General features: G+C 75.0%; 14 protein-coding genes and 2 pseudogenes. 6 read left to right on the forward strand and 10 right to left on the reverse strand.

Annotated elements, in window-relative coordinates:
• Positions 1-49: 49 nt before the first annotated feature.
• The gene (locus UK82_RS11720; RefSeq protein ID WP_083507157.1) at positions 50-709 is read right to left on the reverse strand and encodes an HD domain-containing protein; all 660 of its coding nucleotides are present in this window, start codon (positions 707-709) and stop codon (positions 50-52) included.
• 214 nt (positions 710-923) lie between these two features.
• On the opposite strand from UK82_RS11720, the gene UK82_RS11725 reads away from it, so the two are divergent.
• Positions 924-2,780: a hypothetical protein gene (locus tag UK82_RS11725; protein WP_236705814.1), complete on the forward strand. Its 1,857-nt coding sequence runs from the start codon at positions 924-926 to the stop codon at positions 2,778-2,780.
• Positions 2,777-3,853 (forward strand): glutamate ABC transporter substrate-binding protein, encoded by a 1,077-nt coding sequence (locus tag UK82_RS11730; protein WP_236705815.1) that lies wholly within the window; start codon positions 2,777-2,779, stop codon positions 3,851-3,853. The genes UK82_RS11725 and UK82_RS11730 overlap by 4 nt, the downstream gene beginning before the upstream one ends.
• Positions 3,854-3,914: 61 nt before the next feature.
• On the opposite strand, the gene UK82_RS11735 is transcribed toward UK82_RS11730, so the two are convergent.
• The 5 genes and pseudogenes from UK82_RS11735 to UK82_RS11750 all read right to left on the reverse strand — a co-directional run.
• Positions 3,915-5,710 (reverse strand): serine/threonine protein kinase (locus UK82_RS11735; RefSeq protein ID WP_236705816.1); only part of this gene is annotated, 1,796 nt, incomplete at its 5' end.
• A gap of 1 nt (position 5,711) precedes the next feature.
• Positions 5,712-6,251: pseudogene (locus UK82_RS37370) on the reverse strand (serine/threonine protein kinase); the annotation flags it as partial.
• Positions 6,252-6,824: 573 nt separating this feature from the next.
• Entirely contained in the window at positions 6,825-7,082 is a 258-nt protein-coding gene (locus tag UK82_RS11740) for a GlsB/YeaQ/YmgE family stress response membrane protein (RefSeq protein WP_041940742.1), read from the reverse strand.
• A 187-nt stretch (positions 7,083-7,269) separates the two neighbouring features.
• On the reverse strand, positions 7,270-8,121 hold the full coding sequence (locus UK82_RS11745; RefSeq protein WP_370657254.1) for an ABC transporter ATP-binding protein: 852 nt from the start codon (positions 8,119-8,121) through the stop codon (positions 7,270-7,272).
• A 107-nt stretch (positions 8,122-8,228) separates the two neighbouring features.
• On the reverse strand, positions 8,229-9,209 hold the full coding sequence (locus UK82_RS11750; protein ID WP_055407100.1) for a siderophore-interacting protein: 981 nt from the start codon (positions 9,207-9,209) through the stop codon (positions 8,229-8,231).
• Positions 9,210-9,480: 271 nt separating this feature from the next.
• Here UK82_RS11750 and ddaH point away from each other — a divergent pair.
• Positions 9,481-10,281, forward strand: an 801-nt coding sequence (gene ddaH, locus UK82_RS11755) for a dimethylargininase (protein ID WP_236705818.1), incomplete at its 3' end; no start/stop codon positions are given.
• 110 nt (positions 10,282-10,391) lie between these two features.
• On the opposite strand, the gene UK82_RS11760 is transcribed toward ddaH, so the two are convergent.
• The gene (locus UK82_RS11760; RefSeq protein WP_055407102.1) at positions 10,392-11,597 is read right to left on the reverse strand and encodes a PLP-dependent aminotransferase family protein; all 1,206 of its coding nucleotides are present in this window, start codon (positions 11,595-11,597) and stop codon (positions 10,392-10,394) included.
• A 591-nt stretch (positions 11,598-12,188) separates the two neighbouring features.
• Between UK82_RS11760 and UK82_RS31285 the strand changes: the two genes are divergently transcribed.
• On the forward strand, positions 12,189-12,401 hold the full coding sequence (locus UK82_RS31285; protein ID WP_082121717.1) for a keywimysin-related RiPP: 213 nt from the start codon (positions 12,189-12,191) through the stop codon (positions 12,399-12,401).
• A gap of 242 nt (positions 12,402-12,643) precedes the next feature.
• Entirely contained in the window at positions 12,644-13,921 is a 1,278-nt protein-coding gene (locus UK82_RS11765; RefSeq protein WP_055407103.1) for an FAD-dependent monooxygenase, read from the forward strand.
• Positions 13,922-13,948: 27 nt separating this feature from the next.
• On the opposite strand, the gene UK82_RS31290 is transcribed toward UK82_RS11765, so the two are convergent.
• Together UK82_RS31290 and UK82_RS37375 are read right to left on the reverse strand one after the other, a co-directional pair.
• A partial coding sequence (locus UK82_RS31290; protein WP_236705819.1) for a mycofactocin system FadH/OYE family oxidoreductase 2 occupies positions 13,949-17,352 on the reverse strand: 3,404 nt, incomplete at its 5' end.
• Between the two features lies 1 nt (position 17,353).
• Positions 17,354-18,133, reverse strand: a pseudogene (locus tag UK82_RS37375) (mycofactocin system FadH/OYE family oxidoreductase); the annotation flags it as partial.
• A 197-nt stretch (positions 18,134-18,330) separates the two neighbouring features.
• On the opposite strand from UK82_RS37375, the gene mftR reads away from it, so the two are divergent.
• On the forward strand, positions 18,331-18,942 hold the full coding sequence (gene mftR, locus UK82_RS11780) for a mycofactocin system transcriptional regulator (protein ID WP_236705820.1): 612 nt from the start codon (positions 18,331-18,333) through the stop codon (positions 18,940-18,942).
• On the opposite strand, the gene UK82_RS11785 is transcribed toward mftR, so the two are convergent.
• The gene (locus tag UK82_RS11785; protein ID WP_152989861.1) at positions 18,842-20,053 is read right to left on the reverse strand and encodes a hypothetical protein; all 1,212 of its coding nucleotides are present in this window, start codon (positions 20,051-20,053) and stop codon (positions 18,842-18,844) included. The two genes, mftR and UK82_RS11785, sit on opposite strands and share 101 nt — an antisense overlap.
• Positions 20,054-20,071: the final 18 nt, after the last annotated feature.

Raw genomic sequence — 20,071 nt, forward strand, 5'->3', positions numbered from 1 at the left:
CGCATGGCCGCCTCCGAGCGGGCGGCCCCGCCGTGGCCCGGGTGGGCCGTCAGACGCGCAGGTACCCGCGGCGCACCGCCTCGTCGATCATGACGCGGACGTACTCCCACAGCGCCGGGGATCCGTCCTCGATCGTCTTCTGGTGGTTCAGCACGTCCGCCCTGGTCACCCCGTGCGGACGCCAGGTGCTCCCGCCGGTGTAGAAGTTCAGTAGCAGCGGCTGCACCCGGTCGAGCGCCCGGGCGAACCGGGCGTCGGGGGTGCGCCGTGCCTCGAACTCCTCCCACAGCGCCCGCAGCTCGTCCGCCTGGTCACCAGGAAGCTGCGGGAACAGCCGATCGGCGGCGGCCCGCTCGCGTTCGGCCTGGCCGGCCGCGGCCTGTGTGTCGTACAGGAACGTGTCGCCCGCGTAGACCTCCACCAGATCGTGGATCAGCAGCATCCGCACGACGCGCGCCTGGTCGACCTCCGCCGCCGCGTACTCGCCGAGGACGACGGCGAGCATCGCCAGATGCCAGGAGTGCTCGGCGTCGTTCTCCCGGCGGGACCGGTCGATCAGGTGGCTCTGCCGCAGCACCGACTTGAGCTGGTCGATCTCCAGCAGGAAGGCGATCTGCCGGGCGAGGCGCGCGTCGGTGATTCCCGGGGGCGGCTCGACCGGCCGTCCCACCGGACCCGCGGGCTCGTCGCGGGAGGGGGATGGGATCATCGACACGTCGCTGCCTGCTCCTCTCCCGGTGCCCCGCCATGGCCGCCGCCCGTCGCGGCGCCGCCCGATCGGGGGTCACGGGCTCGACCCGATCCTCCCAGACGGACGGGACGGGCGGGACGGGCGGCCGGGCATGGCGCCTCGCCGGCTCGGGTCGGGTGAAATCACCGCGCGAGGTAACGGGATCCGTGGGATACATATACGCTCGGTGACCGTGACGGTTGTAGCGTCGCCGCCGCCTGCTCCCAGCGGGGGGCCGGATTCCGGGCGCCGCGGGGGTGTCCGGCGAGGGCGCGAGGGTGGGGCTTGCGGGGCGCCGGTCCCGCCCGGCCCCGGCTGGTTCCGCCGGGCCGCGCGGCTGGCGCGTACCGTCGCCGCGCGCTGCGATGCCGGCGTCCGGCTGGTCGGGCTGCTCGGCGTGCTCGTCGTCGCCCTGGCCCTGTTCGGGCTGACCCTGCGCGGTGTCGTCGCCCACCGTCTCGACGCCACCGACGATCTGGTCACCCGGCAGGGGCGAGCGCTGGCCACGGCCCAGGAGCTGCGTGCCGCGCTGTCCCAGGCGGACGCCGCCGCAGCCGCCGAGTTGTTCGCCCCTGTCGAACTGCTGGTTGACAAGGGTGAGCCGGCGGCGGAGCTGCGGGCCCGCTACGACGGGATCAAGGCCGGTCAGCCCTTCGAGGCAAGCGTGGCCGAGGCGGCCCGCGACGTCCTCGACCTGCGCCGCCTCGACCCGAGGCTGTGCGCCACGGCTCCGGATCCCCGACTCGGCCCCCCCGTCCCCGCTGCGGCCGCTCCCGATCCGGTCGCCGCGGCGGGAGAAGGCGACGGCAGCGACGACGATGACCTTACGACCGCCCCGGACGGGCTGGTCGACGGTTCGGATCAGGCCGGCGGGATGGAACCACCCTGGTCCGCCCCGGGGGGTGCGGATGCGTCCGGTGGTGTGCGTCCGGCGGGCGGGGCGGGCGGCCTCGGCGCCGGGGGAGCCGGGGGAGCCGGGGGCACGCCGGGCGGTTCGTCGGGGGGCGTGGCGTCCGTGGCGTGCCCTCTGGACCTGCTGGCCCAGGGCATCCCCGTCTACAACGGGATGGTGGAGCGGGCCCGGGCGAACAACCGCGCGGGCCTGTCCGTGGGCGAGGCCAATCTGCGGGCCGCCTCGACGATGATGCGCACCGAGATCCTCCCCTCGACCGAGGTCCTCGTCGCCCGCTACGCCGACGCCGTCGACCTCGCCTACCAGCGGGCCACCGGTTCGCAGGGGGAATGGGCCATCGTGATCACCGCCGGCTTCGCGCTGGGCTCGCTGGTCGGTGTGCAGTTGCTGCTGGTGCGCCGGACGAATCGGTTGATCAACCCGGGCCTGGTGGTCGCGACCGGCGCGGTGCTGACGGCGGTCGTGTGGACGGCGGTGGCGTTCGGCACCCAGCAGACCCGCCTGGACACCGCGCGCGATGCCGGCTATCGGCAGATGACGCTGCTCGCGCGGTCGAAGACCCTCGCGCTGGAGGCCCGGGTCGACGAGAACCTGTCGCTGACCGCGTTGGGTAACGGCGTCCGCTTCGACGAGCACTTCGCCTGGGTGACCCGGGGGTTGGGCTTCGACTCGGCCGGCGACCGGCTGCCGCCCGAACCGGTCACCCGCCGCGGATCCCTCGTCGTGGCTCTCGACAGCCATCAGGGTGCGGACCTGCCACCCGGGCTGGAGGCGGACCTGCGTTCCTGGCTGCGGGTGCGCGACTCCGTGGTGAAGCTGCTGGCCTCCTCGCCCGACTCGGTCGTGGCCGCCGCCCACGGACCCGGGGACGCCGGCTCCGCCGGTGGGGATCCGCGCTCGTCCGACACGTTCGGCGAGGCCGTCACCCGCACGCTCGGGCCGGACACGGCCGCGTTCACCCGCTTTCTCGGCAAGCTGGACGTGGCCGTCGACACCGCCCGCGGTCGGTTCGAGGGCGACGTGCGCCGGGCCGCCGACGCCCTGCGGGCCCTGCGGCTGGCCGGCCCGGCCCTCGTGCTCGCCGCCATCGTCGCCGCCGCGGCCGGCATGTGGCCGCGACTGCGGGAGTTCCTGTGAGCCCCCGCGACCGCGTCCGGCTGGTCGCCGCGGGGCTCGCCTGCTGCCTGGCCCTGCTGGGCGGTGCCGGCTGCAGCACGGCGCGCAGCCCGCTGCCGATCGAGGCCGGCCCACTGCCGCGTTCCCCGGCGCCGCCGGTCGAGCCGACGTCGGCGCCGGCCGGGGCGGTCAATCCGGACGGCACCTGCCGCCAGGACGGCCGGCCGGTGCGCTCGACGCAGCCGCCGCTGGACCCGCTGCCGGCACCGGGGCGCATGCCGGCCGGCAGCCGGATGCGCGCGATCGCCCAGAACCGGGGCTACCTGCGGGTCGGCATCGTCACCGACGCACCGCCCGCGGGGCTGATGAACTGGCGCACCCTGCGGCTGGAGGGGTTCGACGTCGGCATCGCCCGCGCCGTCGCCGCGGCGATCTTCGGACCGGGCGACGTCGACGACCACATCCAGTTCCGGGCGGTCACCACGTCGGAACGGGAGGACCTGCTGCGTTCCAACATGGTCGACATGCTCGTCGCGACGATGACCATCACCTGCGAGCGCAAACGGCAGGTCCGGTTCTCCAGCGTCTACTACGAATCGACGCTGCGGTTGCTGGTCCGCCAGGAGGCGGGCTTCACCGACATCGCGGACCTCACCGGCCGGCCGGTGTGCACGTCGGCGGGCAGCACGGCCAGCGAGAAGCTCGCGCGGCTGCCGGCGCCCGCCCCGCGCGTGGTGACCCGTTCCCGCATCGCCGACTGCCTGGTCGCCCTCCAGCACGGCGACGTCGACGCGATCGTCGGTGACGACGTCCTGCTCGCCGGGCTCGCCGCCCAGGATCCCTACACGACGGTGCTCGGCCCGCAGGCGTTCGGGGCGGCGTTCGCCGCCGGCGGGCGACTCGACGAGCCCTACGGCATCGCGATGCCGATCACCGGTGACACCGCGGGGGACGACGGGTTCGTGGCGTTCGTCAACGGGGTGCTGCGCCAGATCATGCTCGACGGCACCTGGTCGCGGCTGTACGACGAGTGGCTGCGGCCCGGGCTGCGCGTCCCCGGCCGCCCGCCGCTGGTCGGCGCCGACACCTCCTGAGTCCGACGGGCGCCAGACCGGGCAGCCGGATCGGCCGGGCGGGCTGGCGCGGGTCCGAGCGTCAGAGCAGCGTGCGGGGGCGGGCATGGTTCGCCCGGTCGACGAGCCGGACGCGGCTGGCCCGATCGGGGGTCAGCCGGGCCATCTCGCGGTAGGTCTCGGCCAGCCCGAACCTCAGCTCGCGCTCGACCATGGCCCGACCGAGCAGGGTCGGGGGCCGCGGCGAGTCGGGTGGCGGGTGGCCCGCGGGGACCAGGGTCAGGGCGGCGGTGAAGATGTCGCGGCGCAGCTCGGCGCGGCGTCGTTCACCGAGGTCGAGCAGGGGGTCGGCCAGCAGCGCCGCGGCTCGCAGCAGCGCCGCGGACCCGACCGCCGGGGAGTCCGTCCCGGGGACGCGGGCGACCAGGACGCCGATCATCCGGACCCGCGACGCCGTGTAGGCGGAAGAGGAACGGGGCACCCGCTGGTAGGCGTCGATCTTGCCGGTCGGGTCGGTGCGGCAGCGTGCCAGCCCGAACGCGGCGCTGGTGACGCCGGGGTCGATGGCGCCGACGACGTCGAACAGCTCGCCCGCGCGCTCCCGGGCCGCCTGGCGCTCCCGCGCCGAGCCGGCGGTGGTCGCCACGTCGGCGAGGGCGGTGGCGAGGGCGAGGCGGGGGGCGAGCTCCCCGGGAACCTGCGAGTACACCCGGTCGAAGGCCGCCGCGGCCAGCCCCGGCCGCCGCGCGACCAGGGCGGCCAGTCCCCGGTACCAGTCGATGCGCCACTCCCGGGGGGCCGCCGAGGTCGCGGCGTCCAGGGCGCGGGCCGCCTCGCCGAGCTGCCCGGCGCGGATCCTCGCCCGGGCCAGCGCCAGGCGCACCTCCGTGGTCACCGGGACGATCGCGGCCAGCCGGGCGGCGAGTGCCGCCGGGTCCTCCTCCGGGCCGGCGGTCAGCGCCGGCGCGCGCGGGTCGTCCTGATCGACCCGCAGGTCCGGCAGCACCTCCCAGGCGGCGGGGGGCCCGGTCGGGCCGGCCTCCCCGGTGGGATGCCCGGCGGCGTCGAACCATCGGCTCGCCAGCGGCGGAACCGGCCCCTCCGTCCGGGCGACGATCTCGTAGAGCACGCCGACCAGCTCGTCGGCCAGTTCGGTGACGCTCTGGAAGCGCCGCTGCGGGTCGGTCGCGGTGGCCCGGCGCAGCAGCCGGTCCAGCGACTCGAACTCCCGCAGCGGTAGGTGGGCGCGTCGCGGGGGCAGCACGTGCCGGTAGGCGTCGACGAACCCGGGGAAGCGGCCGAGGACGAGCCGGGCCAGGGTCCGGGCGACGGCGAAGGTGTCCGTCGTCACCGACGGCGCGGCCCGCTCGACGCCGCCGGGGCGCTCGCCGTCGTCGTCGAGCTCGGGCGCGCGGTAGCCCGGTGTGGACAGGTACCCGGAGACCATGTCGTCCTGGCGACGGGCCCCGCCGAGGTCGATGAGCTTCACCCCGGACGCGGTGACCATCACGTTGTCCGGTTTGAAGTCGCAGTAGACCAGGCCCATCCGGTGCAGGTGGCCCAGCGCGGGCAGCACCCGCAGCAGATAGCGCAGCACGTCCGCGGGGGGTGGTGGGGCGGGCCGCCCGTCCGGACCGGGTGGCCCGGCGTCGGCCAGCCCGGTCAGGGAGACCCCGGGCACGTACTCCATCACGATGTAGTCCTCGCCCTCGTGGGTGACGTAGTCGAGGATCTTCACGATCGCCGGGTGGGACACCGTGGTGAGGATGCGGCGCTCGCCCTCCGCGATCCGCCGGGCCTCCGGGTTGGCCGCGTCGAGCAGGCCCTTGAGCACCACCCAGGCCTGTACGTCGTCGTCGCCGAGGTTGTCGTCCGTGGNGGCGTACACCCAGCCGAGGCCGCCGTGGGCGATCACACCGTGCACGGTGTACCGGCCGACGCGCTCGCCGGGGCGCAGCTTGACGGTGAACGAGTAGCGGTGGCCGCACCCCCCGCACGTGCCCTCGAGTGCGACCGTTCCCGACTGGCCCGGACGGGCCACCGGCGCGCCGCAGCCGGCGCACTCCCGCAGCCCCACGGGCACGCTCGGCGCCTCCAGCAGCGGTGGGGTGGCACCGGGCGGTGGCCCGATCCGGCGGGGCAGCCGCAGCGGGTCGCGGGGAACACCGGGCGCGGGGCCCCGGCGGGGGGAGGAGATCGTCCGTGGGCCCGGCACCGCACCGGCGCCCACGGCCCGCTCGCGGCCGTCCTCGTCGCCGTCGCCGGGGCGGGGCGAACCGGTGAAGCGGGCCCGGGTGGGCTCGGTCGGTTCGAGCCACCGGGTGGACCCGGCCGCGCCGCCGACACGGCCGTCCCTCGGCGAGTCCGACCGGTCCCCGCGATGGTCCCCGTCGGGCAGCGTCGCGTCGTCCTGCGCCATGGGTGCCTCTCCGCCGACGTCCGCGGCCCGGCTGGGGCGCTGCCGTGCCGTGCCGTCAGCCTGCCACGGGCCCGTCCATCCGTCGTGGTGGAGCTCCCTTTGCTCCTGACACGGACGGTTCGGTCGCGGCGGTGCGACTCTGCCCCAGAGGTCGGCCGTATGCTGACGGCCTTCTGGGCGGTGACCCGGGCATGTCCTGCTTCGTCGGCTGGACCTCGCCCGGTGTTTTCCCGGTTGCGCGCGTGGGGTTCGGCGGTGAAGAGAACCGGGACCGGTGGGATACCCACCGCTCCACCCGGATTCCGGCCGACGGGTGCCCGGCGGACCGTTCACCGGGACCAAGGACCCTGTTTCCCGGCGGCGCGGTCCTCCGGCCGGTCGCCCCGGTCGGCCGGAATCGACGGCCGCCGCGCCAGGACGGCCACGGTCGCATCGGGCGCGGGGAATCGTTCGCGGTCGGATCCGCACACGCCCGAGGGCCGACCGGATTGCCCGGTCGGCCCTCGAAGCAGCTCCCGGACCCGGAGCGACGCCGCTGGTGGGCGGGGTCGTCGGGCTCCGGCTCGGCAGAGGTCAGTGGTGCACCGGCCGACGGCCGTGCACGGCCCGGTAGATCAGCAGCGCGATGATCGCACCGATGATGGAGCCGATCAGCCCGGAGGGCTGGAACGCACCCTCGTCGAAGTCATGGCCGAACAGGAGGTAACCGAGGAAACCACCGATGAAGGAACCGACAAGGCCCAGGACAATCGTCGCCGGAATGCTCATCGCATCGCGACCCGGAACCACCAGGCGGGCGACCGCGCCAGCGACGAGCCCAAGCAGAATCATGGTGAGGATGAACCAGAGCACGAGAGCCTCCGCAATTTTGCCGTGGCCGGCGGCGGTGCCGGGGTGCGCCGCTTTCCTGTTCGCCGGGGTGATCGCGAGTGGTATCCCCGGTGCGGCTCCCGTCAAACTGTCCGATTTCGCAAAAGGTTCCCGGGCGCCCGCAGGTAAGTGAGGTCGAACCTTTTGGTCACCCCGTACGGCGCGGCGCGCGGGCCGACCACCGGCCGTCCTGGCGGCGGACCGCGATCGGATGGTCGAAACAGGTGCTGACCAGCTCGGTGGTCAGCACGTCGTCCGCCCGGCCGGTCGCCAGCGCCCGCCCGCCGCGCAGCAGCATGGCATGGGTCGTCGTGACCGGCAGATCCTCCAGATGGTGGGTCACCAGCACGCTCGCCAGCTCACCGAACTCCCCGGCCAGCGTCTCGACGCTGGTCAGCAGCCGTTCGCGGGCCGCGACGTCGAGGCCCGTCGCCGGCTCGTCGAGCAGCAGCAGCCGCGGCCGGGGCACGAGCGCCCGCGCGATCAGCGCCCGCCCCCGTTCGCCCTGGGACAGCGTCGGCCAGCGTGCGTGCCGGATCGCGGCGATGCCCAGCAGCCCGAGCAGCTCCGCCACCCGCCGCCGCTGGGCCTCGGTGGGCTGCCAGCGCGGAACGGGCTCGATCGAGCCGGTCGCCCCGGTCAGCACGACCTCCTCGACGGTCAGCGGCGAACGCAGCGGATGACGGGGGTCGACGTGCCCGATCCAGCCCCGCAGCGTCCGGACGTCGACCCGGCCCAGCCGGTGCCCGAGGACATCCACGCTGCCGCGGGTGGGGTGGCGCACCGCGCCGCACAGGCCGAGCAGCGTGCTCTTGCCCGCCCCGTTCGCGCCGAGCAGGGCCCAGTGCTCGCCGGGACGGACCGTCAGATCGACGTCGGCGAGCAGCTCCCGGCCCTCGCGCACCAGGGCGACGCCCGCACAACGAAGCACCGGCGGTCCCGACCGCGAGCCGATCACGGCGTCGACGGCTGACCGCGATGCAGGCGCCGCGCTGGTCAGAACGTCGCTGGTCAGGGCGCCGCTGGTCAGGATGTCGGCGGCGGGAGTGTTGCCGACGGGGGTGCTGCCGGCGGGGACGTGGCCGTTCAGCGGTGCGTCGGCCGTGGTCATCGGGTCCGACCGTCGCCGCGCTCGCGTAGCGCGGTGCGCACCTCCCGGGCGGCGTTGCGGGCGCGGCTCTTCAACGGCCCGAGCGTGCTACGCAGCCGGTCCCCGCGGCCCCCGCCGCCCCGGGCGACGTCGGCGAGGTCCACCTCACCGAAGTCGTGGTCGGGATGGTCCGCCGCTCCCAGCCGCCAGTAGCCGCGGGTCGAGATCCGGCCGCGGTCCAGTCCGGAGCCGAGCAACTGGCGGCGGATCCGGCGCACCGCCGAGGCCTCACAGGCGACCCAGGCCGCCGTGCCCGCCGGCAGGCTCGCCGCCGCGACGGACTCGGCGAGCAGCTCGCCGGCGACCCGCGTGCCGCGGTGCAACCAGGTGACCGTGGCCGCCGCGTTCACCGGCAGCTCGCGGCGGCGCCCCGCGTCGCGGACCTCCGCCAGCACCGTGACGCCCTCCGCCGGGGGCAGCCGTTCGAGGATCGTCGCCAGCGCCGGCAGGCCGGTCTCGTCGGCGGCGAGCAGGTGATGGGCCGCGCCGGCGGGGACCTCATAGCCACCCCCCGGACCGGCGATGGCGAGATGGTTCCCGGGCCGGGCCGCGGCCGCCCACCGCCCGGCCGGGCCCCCCGCGTGCAGCAGCATCTCGATGTCCAGCTCAAGGGCGTCGGGGTCGAACCGTCGCGGAGTGTAGGTCCGGACCACCGGGCGGGGCTGCCCCGCCGGGAAGACCGGCCGCCCGTCCGGTCCCCAGGCCGGGACGGTCGGCTCCCGCTGTCCGTCGACCGGAAGGAAGATCTTGATGTGATGCGCGGGCCGGGGCAGGGCGAACCCGGCCAGTGCGGGGCCGCCCAGGGTCACGGTGACCATGTCGTCCGCCAGCGGGGCCACCCGGACGACCTGCAGGCGCCGCGGGGCGGGGCGGGTGCGTCGCGAGCCCGGCGCGCCGGAGGTGGCGGAACCGGACGGTTCCGCTTCGGAGGTCGACATCGCCCTCGTGTCCTGCCTTCCTGACCGCGGGGGATCGGACGGGGGTCCGCGTGCCCCGGCGCCACGACCGGCGCGGCCGCCGTGCGGTCGCGCACGGTGGCGACCACTCCGGACGAACCTACTTGCCTAGCCCGAACGGGGTGGCTGCTGTCCCTTCGGCCCCGCCGTGCTCGCGCAATCCACGAACCGATCCGGTCGGCGGAACGGCACCAGGCGATGGCGCGTTGAGCCGGACGGTGGACAGCGCACCTGTCGGGCCCGGGAGTCGCCGATGACGTCGTCGTGTGCCGGGGGTCGCCGGGCCCGCACGCGCCGGTACCTGATGTGCCGGCCGACCTACTTCGACGTCCGCTACGCCATCAACCCGTGGATGGACCCGCACCGCCCGGTCGACACCGCGCGGGCCTGCGCGCAGTGGGAGACGCTGCGTGCGCTGTACCGCGATCTCGGGCACACCGTCGAGCTGATCGATCCGCTGCCGGGCCTGCCCGACATGGTCTATGCGGCCAACGGTGGGCTCGTCGTCGGCGGCCGGGCGCTGGGGGTCCGGTTCCGCCATCCCGAACGGCGCGGGGAGCAGGCGCCCTACCTGCGGCGATTGGCGAGGCTGGCCCCGGACGGGGCATACCGCCCGGCGTTCTGCAACGAGGGCGAGGGCGACTTCCTGCCCGTCGGCGAGATGATCCTCGCCGGCACCGGATTCCGGTCGGAGCCGGCCGCGCATGCCGAAGCGGCGCGTGTCCTGCGCCGCCCGGTGCACTCCCTGACCCTGGTGGACCCGCGTTTCTACCACCTCGACACCGCGCTGTGCGTCCTCGACGACGATCTCGTCGCCTACCTGCCGACGGCCTTCGACGAGGCCGCCCGCCGGCTGCTCGCCACCCTGTTCCCGGACGCGATCAGGGTGAGCGAGGCCGACGCGGTGGTGTTCGGGCTCAACGCCGTCAGCGACGGGCGGCACGTGGTGCTCTCCGCCGCCGCTGAGGGGTTCGCCGCCGAACTGCGCAACCGAGGGTTCGAACCGATCGGGATCGAGTTCGACGAGCTGCGTCGCGGCGGCGGTGGAATCAAGNGCGCCACCCTGGAGATCCGTGCCTGAGCGCGGGCACACGCCGCAGCCCGGCTGGCTGGCCACCCGTCCCGGCACCCGTCTGGCCGGCACCCGGCGGGACGGGGGTGCCCTCACCCGGTCGCGGCCTGGCCGCCGAGGGCGCGGGCGAGGCGGGCCATCCCCTCGGCGATGCGTGCGGGCGCGTGCGTGGTGAACGACAGGCGCAGCGCCGCCGGGTCCGGCGCGCCGGCGAAGAACGGGGCGCCGGGGACGTAGGCCACGTCGTGGGCGACCACGGCGGGCAGCAGGGCGGTGGCGTCGTAACCTGCGGGCAGGCGAGCCCAGACGAACATGCCGCCTTCGGGCCGGTTCCAGGAGCTGCCGGCCGGCAGCGCCCCGGCGAGCCCGTCGAGCATCGCGTCACGCCGCTCCCGGTACACCGCGCACATGCGCGCGATCTGGGCGTCGGGGTCGGCGTCGGCCAGATAGCGGGCGGCGGCCGCCTGGTCGACGGTCGAGGTGTGCAGGTCCGCGGCCTGCTTGGCGATCACGCACGCGCGCCGCAGCGCCGCCGGCGCGCGCAGCCAGCCCAGCCGCATGCCCGGAGCCATGGTCTTGGAGAAGCTGCCGAGCAGCACCGTGCGGTCGGCCGCAGCCGGGTACGAGGCGATCCACGGCTGCGCCGTCCCCTCGTAGCGCAGCTCGCCGTACGGGTCGTCCTCGATGATCCACAGGCCTTGCCGGGCGGCGACCTCGGCAACGGCACGCCGGCGGTCCGCGGCCATGGTGCGTCCGGTGGGGTTCTGGAACGTGGGCACCAGGTACAGCAGCCGGGGGCGCTCCCGGGCGACGAGGTCGGCCAGCCGGTCGGGGATGATCCCCTCGTCGTCGGTGGGGGCTGCGAGTACCCGGGCCCCGGCGAAGCCGAAGCACTGCAGCACGGCGAGGTAGGTCGGGTCCTCCACCACGACGACGTCCCCGGGCTCGAGCAGGGCGGCGGCGAGCAGCGTCAGGGCCTGCTGGGAGCCGGTGGTGACCAGCAGGTGGTCGGGCTCGGTCGGCAGGCCGCGCCGGGCCAGGCGGGCGGCGACCGCCGCCCGCAGGTCGGGGTCCCCCTCGGTGGTGGAGTACTGCAGCACCCGCCGGGGCTCGTCGGTGAGCACCTGGTCGTAGGCGCGTCGGATGCCCTCGGCGTCGATCAGCTCGGGGGCCGGCAGACCGCCGGCGAAGGAGATCACCTCGGGCCGGGCGGTCAGGGCGAGGATCTCGCGCACCGGGGAGGTGCGCACCGCGCGGGCGCGGGCGGCGAGCTGCGGCGGGGCGGCGGCGATCGTCATGGCGGCTTCTCGATTCCTTCTGCGTCGGCCGTGATCCGCCCGCAGGGCGTGCGGTCAGGCCGCCGCCCGGTCGGGTGCGCGGGTGGTCGCAGGTGCGGCGGGATGGCGGGTGTCGGGGTCGACGGCCCGCCCGCCAGGCCGGGTCGCGGCGGCGGGCGGGCCGTCAGGGTCCCCGACGCCGGCCGACTGTCTCGGGCCGCCGGGGACACCGACGGGGGTGTCCCCTCAGGGGCCTCTCCCGGCAGGTGTCCCACCATCTGGGCTGGATCTCCCAGATGGTGGACTTCTCCATGGTAACCCCGCCGGCCCTCGCGCAGCCCCGGCCGTCCCGACTCCCGGCCGTCCCGACTTCCGGCCGGTCCGACTCCCGGCCGGTCCGCCGGACGGCGCCAGGCCGGCCCGGCGCGGCGAGACCCGCAGATGCCGTTGCAACCGGCTGCAACGAACCGTCGATGAACCCCTAGTGGACCCGGAAGAAGCACAATGGAAGTTGCTCGGTCGAAGGTCGTGTATCCGGCCTTGAACGAGGAATACCGAGGGCCGGGCATACCCGAGAGAAAGCATCCGAGTGCAGACGGGGGGAAACCCGGCATGAAGGCTACATATGAGGCACCGGCCCTTCAGGCTCAGGGATCGTTCCGGCAGGCGACCGGTTTCGTCGGCTTCTTCGTCGGCGGCTGGGGCGGGGGCTGGAGCAGCTGGGGTGGCTGGGGTGGCTGGGGTTGGAGTCGCTGGGGCCGCTGGGGTGGCGGAGGCGGCTGGGGTGGCTGGGGTGGCGGAGGCGGCTGGGGCTGGGGCTGGTAGCCCTCGGCTGACTCGCCGCGACCTGCGGCAGTCCCCCGGCCGGCCAGGCCATCGCCGGTAGTCCGGCAACGTTCCGACCAACTGTCACGACACCCACCACACGACACCCACCATCAGTGTTCTGTTCATCCGGGAACGAGGTGGCGACGAACCGCTCCATATCGGTCGGCCGTCGCCATTTCGTCGTTTTCGGGCGGCGGCAGGGCACCGAGGATCAGGGGGTGCGGATCGGGAGGACTGGTATGCGCGTCGTCTGCGTGGGTGGTGGACCGGCGGGGTTGTACTTCGCAATCTCGACGAAGCTGCGCAATCCCGCACACGAGGTCACGGTGATCGAACGCGACCCGCCGGGAGCCACCTATGGCTGGGGGGTCGTCTACTGGGACAACCTGCTGGACGTCTTCTTCCGCAACGATCCCCCCAGCGCGCGCCGCATCCGGGCGCAGTCCACCCTCTGGCAGGAGCAGCGCATCAGCGTCGCGGGGGCGGGCGCGGCCTACCTGGCCGGATACGGCTTCAGCATGCAGCGGGCGGTGCTGCTCGACATCCTCGCGCGGCGCGCCGTCGAACTCGGGGTCAGGATCTCCTACCGCCACGAGGTCGCCGATCCGCGTCCGTACGCCGACGCCGACCTGATCGTGGCCGCCGACGGCGCCAACAGCCGGATGCGCCAGGGGGGCGGGAACCCGTTCGGGACCCGCGTCGCGACCGGGAGCAACCCCTACATCTGGCTGGGGACGGACAGGTTCTTCGACACCTTCGCCTTCGACTTCGAGCGGACCCCCGCGGGCTGGATCTGGTGTCACGCCTACCCGTCCAGCGCGGGCCTGAGCACGTGCATCGTGGAATGCACCCGGCGGACCTGGGAGGGGCTCGGCTTCGACGAGCGTGGCGACGCCGACACGTTGCGAGAGCTGGAGAAGATCTTCGTCGAGCCGTTGGACGGCCACGGTCTCATCAGCCAGTGCCGCGGCCGGACCGCGCGCTGGCAGCGCTTCACCGAGATCTCCAACGAGCGCTGGTACCACGACAATGTCGTGCTGCTCGGGGACGCCGCCCACACGACCCACTTCACCCTGGGATCCGGGACGGCGTTGGCGATCGTCGACGCGGTCATGCTCGCGCAGATCCTCGACGACAACGACGACGATCTGACAGCCGCGCTGCGGTCCTTCGACGCCCGGGGTCGGCTGGCGCTGCGCCCGGTGCAGGCGGCGGCGCGGACCAGCATGACCTGGTTCGAGCAGGCGGACCGCTACCTCGACCGGGACGGCGACGAGCAGGGCAACGAGGAGGGCAGCCGGGACGGCGACCGGGGCGCGGTGTCTTTCGCCTATGCGATGGCGGGGCGCCACGGTCCGCAGCCGCCGTGGCGCTACCGAGTGCACCGTGCCACCCAGGTCCCGGCGGTCCGCCGGGCGATGCGTGGCCTGCACTCGGGCAGCCGGTGGTGTCTGGCCCGCCGCCGGGGGGAACCCGCGCAGTCGCGGCCCGAGCGGCCCGAGCGGGCGGCTCGATGAGGACCTGCCTGGTCGCCTTGGGCTAACTCAGAGTAGGAGAGCCACCCGGTCACCCTCGAGGATGGCAGCGTGCGCGCGCCGTGGGGCCAGGCAGTCACCGACCCGATGTAGCTCGAACGGGGCATCCACCCGCAGCTTGGACCACAGAGCGTCCTCCGCTCGGGAGGGTTCGGTATGGACCACCCAGTCCACCGCGTGGCGCCGCACTGCCCCGGTGGGATGGTGTGTGACGCTCACCGTCAGCCCGTCTGCACGCCCGGAGCGGCCGGACGTACCCGGCGAATCGGGCGGAGCGGATCTGTGCGGATCCGGGTCGGCGTCGCCGACGGCCGTCACGACGAGGTCGCCGGCCTGTCGGACGCCGAGGGCGGCCGCTCGCCGGTTCCACCGCTCCAGATCCAGAGTGAGGCCGAGATCCTGGCCGACGACCATCGCGTCGCTGATCACCGTCACGTCGGCGCCGCGGGCGGCGAGCAGCTCCGCCACCGATGGGGCCTGGTGGAACCCCGTGCTGTCCACCACGAGCACCCGCCCGCGCGGGCGGGCCGCGCCGGTCAGCACCTCCCGCACGCCGACGATCCGTGGATCGTCGCCCGCCCAGTCGGGCCGGGCCGGCCGGGATCCGGTGGCGAGGACGACGGCGTCGGGGCCGGCAGTGTGCAGCAGATCGGTGTCGGCGACGGTGTCCAGCAGCACCTCGACGCCGAGCCCGTCGAGGCGGGCGGCGAGGTCGTCGACCAGTGCGCGTAGCCCGCCCCGGCCCGGCAACCGCGCGGCGAGGCGCACCTGGCCCCCGAGCTGGTCGCCACGCTCGACCATGGTGACGCGGTGCCCGCGTCCGGCCGCGGTGACAGCGGCCCGCAGGCCACCAGGGCCGCCCCCCACGATGAACACCCGCCGTCCGCGCCGGCGAGGCGGTGCCAGCGGCACCGCCTCCCGGCCCGCCCGCGGGTTGACCAGGCAGCCCAGCCAGCGATTGCGGCCCGTCCGGCCCACGCACTCCTGGTTGCAGGCCACACAGGTGCCGCCCTCGCGCCGCTCGCCCTGGCCGGCTTCGTCGCCTGCGCCCTGCTCGCCTCCGCCCCGGCCGTGCCCCCCTGCCCGGGCCGTCGCGGCGAAGGCGGGGTCGGCGATCTGGCCGCGGACCACCCCGACGAGATCTGCCTGACCGGCGGCCAGGACCTGCTCGGCCTGCGCCGGGTCGGTGAACCGGCCGACGGCGACGACCGGCAGGTCGACCGCCGCCCGGATCGCCGCGGCGATGTGCGCCGCGTAGCCCGGGCGGACCTGCATGCTCGGTATGATCAGCGGCAGCGTCGAGGTGGCCACACCGATGGCCGTGTTGAGGTAGTCGACCGCACCGGTGGCCTCGACCAGCGCCGCGACGGCGACCGCCTCGTCGAGGGTGATGCCCCCCTCGATCCCGTCGTCTCCGCACAGCCGTACGCCGAGGACCCGGCCGGGGCCGATCGCGGCCCGTGCCGCCTCGATGATCTCCAGCAGCAGCCGAGCCCTGTTCGCGAGCGGGCCGCCGTAGCGGTCGGTGCGCCGGTTCGTCGCCGGGGCCAGGAACCCACGGATGAGGGAGCTGTGCGAACCCTGCACCTCGACGCCGTCGAACCCGCCTGCCACGGCGTGTGCGGCCGTGCGGGCGAAACCGGCGACCACGTCGGCGATCTCGGACTCTGCCAGTGCCTTGGGCACCTCGCGGAACATCGGGTCCGCCACCGCGCTTGGCGCCCAGACGGGCAGCCGGGTGTAGGTCGAGGCGGACTGCCCGCCGTTGTGGTTGAGCTGGGCGAGAACCGGTACCCCGTGCGCGTGGACCGCGTCGGCGATCCGCCGTAGACCGGGGATTACCGCCGGGTCGAAACCGCGGATCATCTTCTCGTAGGGGCGGTCGCCCGGATGGGTGGTGAGCTCCTCGGTGATGACCATCCCGGTTCCGCCGGCTGCCCGGGCCGCGTAGTAGGCGGCGTGGCGTGCGTTCGGCAGACCCTCGTCGGCGTAGTTCGTCAGGTGTGCGCAGAACACGATCCGGTTGCGCAGCGTCAATGGCCCGATTTGCTGTGGGGTAAACAGTCCTGGATCTTCCCCTGTCCCCGCGCCGCCAGGCCCGGCGGGCCCGTACCTCGGCGGCCTCGGCGGCCTCGGCGACCTCTGCGGGCCGCCCGGGGCGTCATCCGCCCGGGCGGGCCGATCATGGTCGGGGCGGGGGATGCCATGGTCCACCCGGGGGGAGCCGGGCCGGCCGGCGCCGATCTCCAGCGCTCGCCGACGGCCTTCGAGGACGGCCGCCAGGATGGTCCGTGGCGCGATCGTGTCCCCCGCTCGGGGCAGGTCCGGGCGGTGGGTGTGCAGGGTGTCCCGCGGCAGCCGGGGACCGCAGTCGATGACGGCGGCGCAGCCGAGGATCTGCCGCTCGGCCGTCCACACGTCCTCCAGCACCAGACCGCCCGGACCGATCTCGCACACTCGGGACCGCGCCTGCCGCCGGACCCCGGCGCGGGCCAGCCGCACGTTCGCGGGCGCGAGATCGCCGGCGGCGAGACGGGCGCCCACCACCGGGTCGGGCGTCACGATCGTGACCGGCCGGCCGAGCTCGGCCAGCCATTGCGCGGTCGCCACCCCCACGGGTCCCCCGAGCGGGTCATGCACGACCACCGGCCCCGCAGGCAGGACCGCCGGCCCCGCCGTCAGGACGTGGACCACGTCGAGGACCTTGATCATCGCTTCGGCGTTGGGGGCGGGCAGGTCGGTCCGCGCGGCGGGCGGCGCCGGGACCGAGCCGGTGGCGAGCAGCACGGCGCCGCCGGTCGCCCGGTGCCGGTCGATCTCCTCGATGCCGATGTCGGTGTTCAGGCAGATCCGAACCCCGAGCCGGCGGCACTCGGCCGCCCACCAGTCGGCCAGCCCGGCGAGCCGGTCGCGCCCGGGCCCACGGGCGGCGATCCGCAGCGTCCCGCCGAGCCGGGCGCCGCGCTCGGCGAGTCGGACCTGGTGCCCGCGGGTGGCCAGCACGCGCGCGGCCTCCAGTCCGGCCGGGCCGCCGCCGACGACGAGGACGTCCACCGGCGCTGCGGCGCGTCCGCCGGGCCGGGGTTCGACGGTCTCGTGGCCGCTGGCGGGCTCGCCGATGCAGCTCACCACCGGGTTGCGGACATCCCGGACCTGGCAGGCCTGGTTGCACAGCACGCAGGGACGCACGCGGTGGCCCTGGCCCGCGCGGACCAGAACCACCAGGTCCGGCTCCGCGATGAGGGCGCGCGTCATCTCCACGACGTCGGCGGCCGCGGTGTCGAGGGCCTGCTGGGCGTCGGCGGCGTCCACCATGCTGCCCTGCAGGACGATGGGCACCCGGCCGGCGGCGGCGCGGCGCATCCGGCGGGCGAGATCGGTGTTGAAGGCGGGTGGGGTGGCCGCATCGGGCCNGTACGCGCCCGTCGCGAACGGGCCGCCACGGACGACGACGAGCAGGTCGACGAGGCCTGCGAGCGCGCCGACGTGGCCGGCCGCCAGGTCCGGGGTGATGCCCGCCCAGGGCGCCAGCTCGTCGCAGCACAGCCGGAGGCCGAGGATCCGCGCGTCGCCGATGGCCGCGCGGACCGCCGTGAGGACCTCCCGGGTCAGGCGGAGCCGGTCCCGGCCGTAGTCGTCGGCACGCCGGTTCGTCAACCCCGAGTGGAACTGCCGCAGCAGGGAGAACACCCCGGCGTCGATCTCCACTCCGTCGAGCCCGGCCGCCACCGCCCGGTCGGCCCCGGCGGCGAAGCCCGCGACGATGCCCGCGATCGCGCTCTGGTCCAGTTCGGCGGGTACCTCCCGGCTCACCACATCGGCCACCGGGGAGGGGGCCCACAATGGCTGTTGCGACCATGCGCTCGACCCCTGCCCGCCGGCATGGCCCAGGCCGGCGAGCAGCACAGTCCCGTGCGGGCGGATCGCCTGGGCCACAGCCGCCCACCCGGACCCGCAGTCGGCAGCAAGCGGAGCCCGTTCGTAGGGCCAGTCGTCGGGGGTGACCGAGGCGGTCTCGGTGACGATCACGCCGGCGCCGCCCGCCGCCCGCCGCCCGTAGTAGGCGACATGGCGTTCGGACAGCGCCCGTCCCCGGCCCAGGTTGGTCTCGTGCGGTCCGAACAGGACTCGGGAAGGCGCCCGCCGCCCGCCGCGCAGGACGATCGGCTGACTCAGCCCGGTGGGTGGGACCATCGCGCGGACGGGCGGTGCACCCGCCGGTTCCCCGGGCCGCATCGATCTCCTCTACGGTGATGGTGGGTAGTAGGTGGGGTGCGGCCCGGGGGCAGCAGGTCCGGCGTGCCGGCGACGCGGGCCGACCGGGCGTCGCCCGCCACCTCGGACACTAATGGCACTCGGTGCCGAAAGTGAAGTGGGGTGAGGGGCAAGTGATGCCCCCCGTTGTGACCATGGGCGCCGATGGTCGACGCACCGGCCGCCGGCCCGCCACCAGTGCGGCGGAGCTCGAGCACCTCGCCCTGCAGATCTTCGCCGAGCGTGGGTTCGAGGAGACCACCGTCGACGACATCGCCCGCGCGGCCGGGATCGGGCGGCGCACCTTCTTCCGCTACTTCGCCTCGAAGAACGACGTCCCCTGGGGCGACTTCGACGGCCAGCTCGAGGTCATGCGCGCGTCGCTGGCATCCGCCGCGGCGGGCGAACCGACGGTTGCCGTGCTGCGCCGGGCGATTCTCGACTTCAACACCTATCCGCCTGCGGAGGGCGCCTGGCTGCGCCGACGGATGACGCTCATCCTGCGCACCCCGGCCCTGCAGGCGCACTCGACGTTGCGCTATGCGAGCTGGCGCGGCGTCATCGCCGAGTTCGTCGCCCGCCGGGTCGGCCAACCGGCGGATGCCCTGACGCCGCAGGCGGTCGCAGCCGCGCACCTGGGGGTCGCGGTCACCGCGTACGAGCAGTGGCTGCGGGAGGAGGGCACGGACCTGGTGGCGATCCTCGACGAGGCGCTCGGGCTGCTTGCGACCGGTTTCGCGGCCTTCTGAGGGCTGGGCGGCCGCACCACCCGGCGGCGATCCGCCCGCGCGCGTCGCGACAAAAAGTAGTCGCATCATTGCGGTGAGCGGTAGCGCTTCGGCGCGGAAGCTGCGAGGCTGTGCACCCATCGACGCAGTCCGATGACTCTTCGGAGTTGGCGGCCGGCTGCTTGACGGGGAGGAAGCGCTTCATGGCAAGCACGAGCTCCAGGAACGGCGCCGGGCCGAGCAGCGCTGGTACGCGCGAGAGCACCATCGCCGGGACCTCGGCGACCTCCCTGTCTCCCTCGGAGCCGCCTGCCGGCGGCGCCTCGTCGTCGGGCGACGGCGGCTCGCAGCCGGGCCCGGCGTCCGCGGGGGCATCGGCATCGCAGGCCGGTTCGACCGGCACGTCCCCCGGCACCACCAGCGCAGGCACCACCGGCGCCGGCTCCGCCACGCCCGGGCCCGCCACGTCCGGCTCTGGTGCGTCCAGGACGTCTACCGCGAAGACCGGCACCGCGAAGACCGGCACCGGCAGGACCGCCACCGAAGAATCCACCGCGGCCAAGTCCACCGCGGCCAAGTCCAGCACCGCCAAGTCCACCGCAGCCAAGTCCAGCACCGGGAAGGTAGGAGAGTCGGGGCCGGCGAGCGCGAAGTCCGCCTCCGCGCGCGCCAGCTCCACCCGGGCGAGCACGACTCGGGCAGCTTCGGGCCGCCGGTCCGCCGCCTCGGCGGCGCCGACAGGATCGGCCTCCGTCGGGACGACCACCGGGACTGCGGGACGGGCCGCGGGCACCCCGTCGACCACCGCGCGGGCGGGAGCCGCCCGAACGGGCCCCGCCAGCCGATCGACGCCGACCCGGGCGGCATCCGGGCGCGGCACCGCGGCCTCGGCCGCCGCCCCCCGAGGCACGGACAGGTCGGCGTCGGGCGAGGCCACCGCCGGCCGGTCGGCGGCGGCCGGCCGGAGCACCACGAGCCGGGCTGCAAGCAGTCGGGCCGCCGCGGCGACGCGTCCCGGGACATCGCGGGTCTCCGCGACCAGGCCGGCGTCGGGCCGGGTCACTGCGACGACGTCGGGCCGGGCCGTGAGCGGACGCGGCACCGTCCGGAAGGCCGGGGGCAGCCGGGTCACGGCCTCCTCCGCCGTTCG

Origin of the sequence: Frankia sp. ACN1ag, from assembly GCF_001414035.1 — a bacterium.
GTDB classification, from domain to species: domain Bacteria; phylum Actinomycetota; class Actinomycetes; order Frankiales; family Frankiaceae; genus Frankia; species Frankia torreyi.

Bases quoted from the DNA above. Each gene is read 5' to 3' on its own strand.
- UK82_RS11720 (WP_083507157.1), bottom strand. From the start codon at position 709: ATGATCCCATCCCCCTCCCGCGACGAGCCCGCGGGTCCGGTGGGACGG.
- UK82_RS11740 (WP_041940742.1), bottom strand. From the start codon at position 7,082: ATGATTCTGCTTGGGCTCGTCGCTGGCGCGGTCGCCCGCCTGGTGGTT.
- UK82_RS11750 (WP_055407100.1), bottom strand. From the start codon at position 9,209: ATGTCGACCTCCGAAGCGGAACCGTCCGGTTCCGCCACCTCCGGCGCG.
- UK82_RS11760 (WP_055407102.1), bottom strand. From the start codon at position 11,597: ATGACGATCGCCGCCGCCCCGCCGCAGCTCGCCGCCCGCGCCCGCGCG.
- UK82_RS31285 (WP_082121717.1), top strand. From the start codon at position 12,189: ATGAAGGCTACATATGAGGCACCGGCCCTTCAGGCTCAGGGATCGTTC.
- UK82_RS11765 (WP_055407103.1), top strand. From the start codon at position 12,644: ATGCGCGTCGTCTGCGTGGGTGGTGGACCGGCGGGGTTGTACTTCGCA.
- mftR (WP_236705820.1), top strand. From the start codon at position 18,331: ATGCCCCCCGTTGTGACCATGGGCGCCGATGGTCGACGCACCGGCCGC.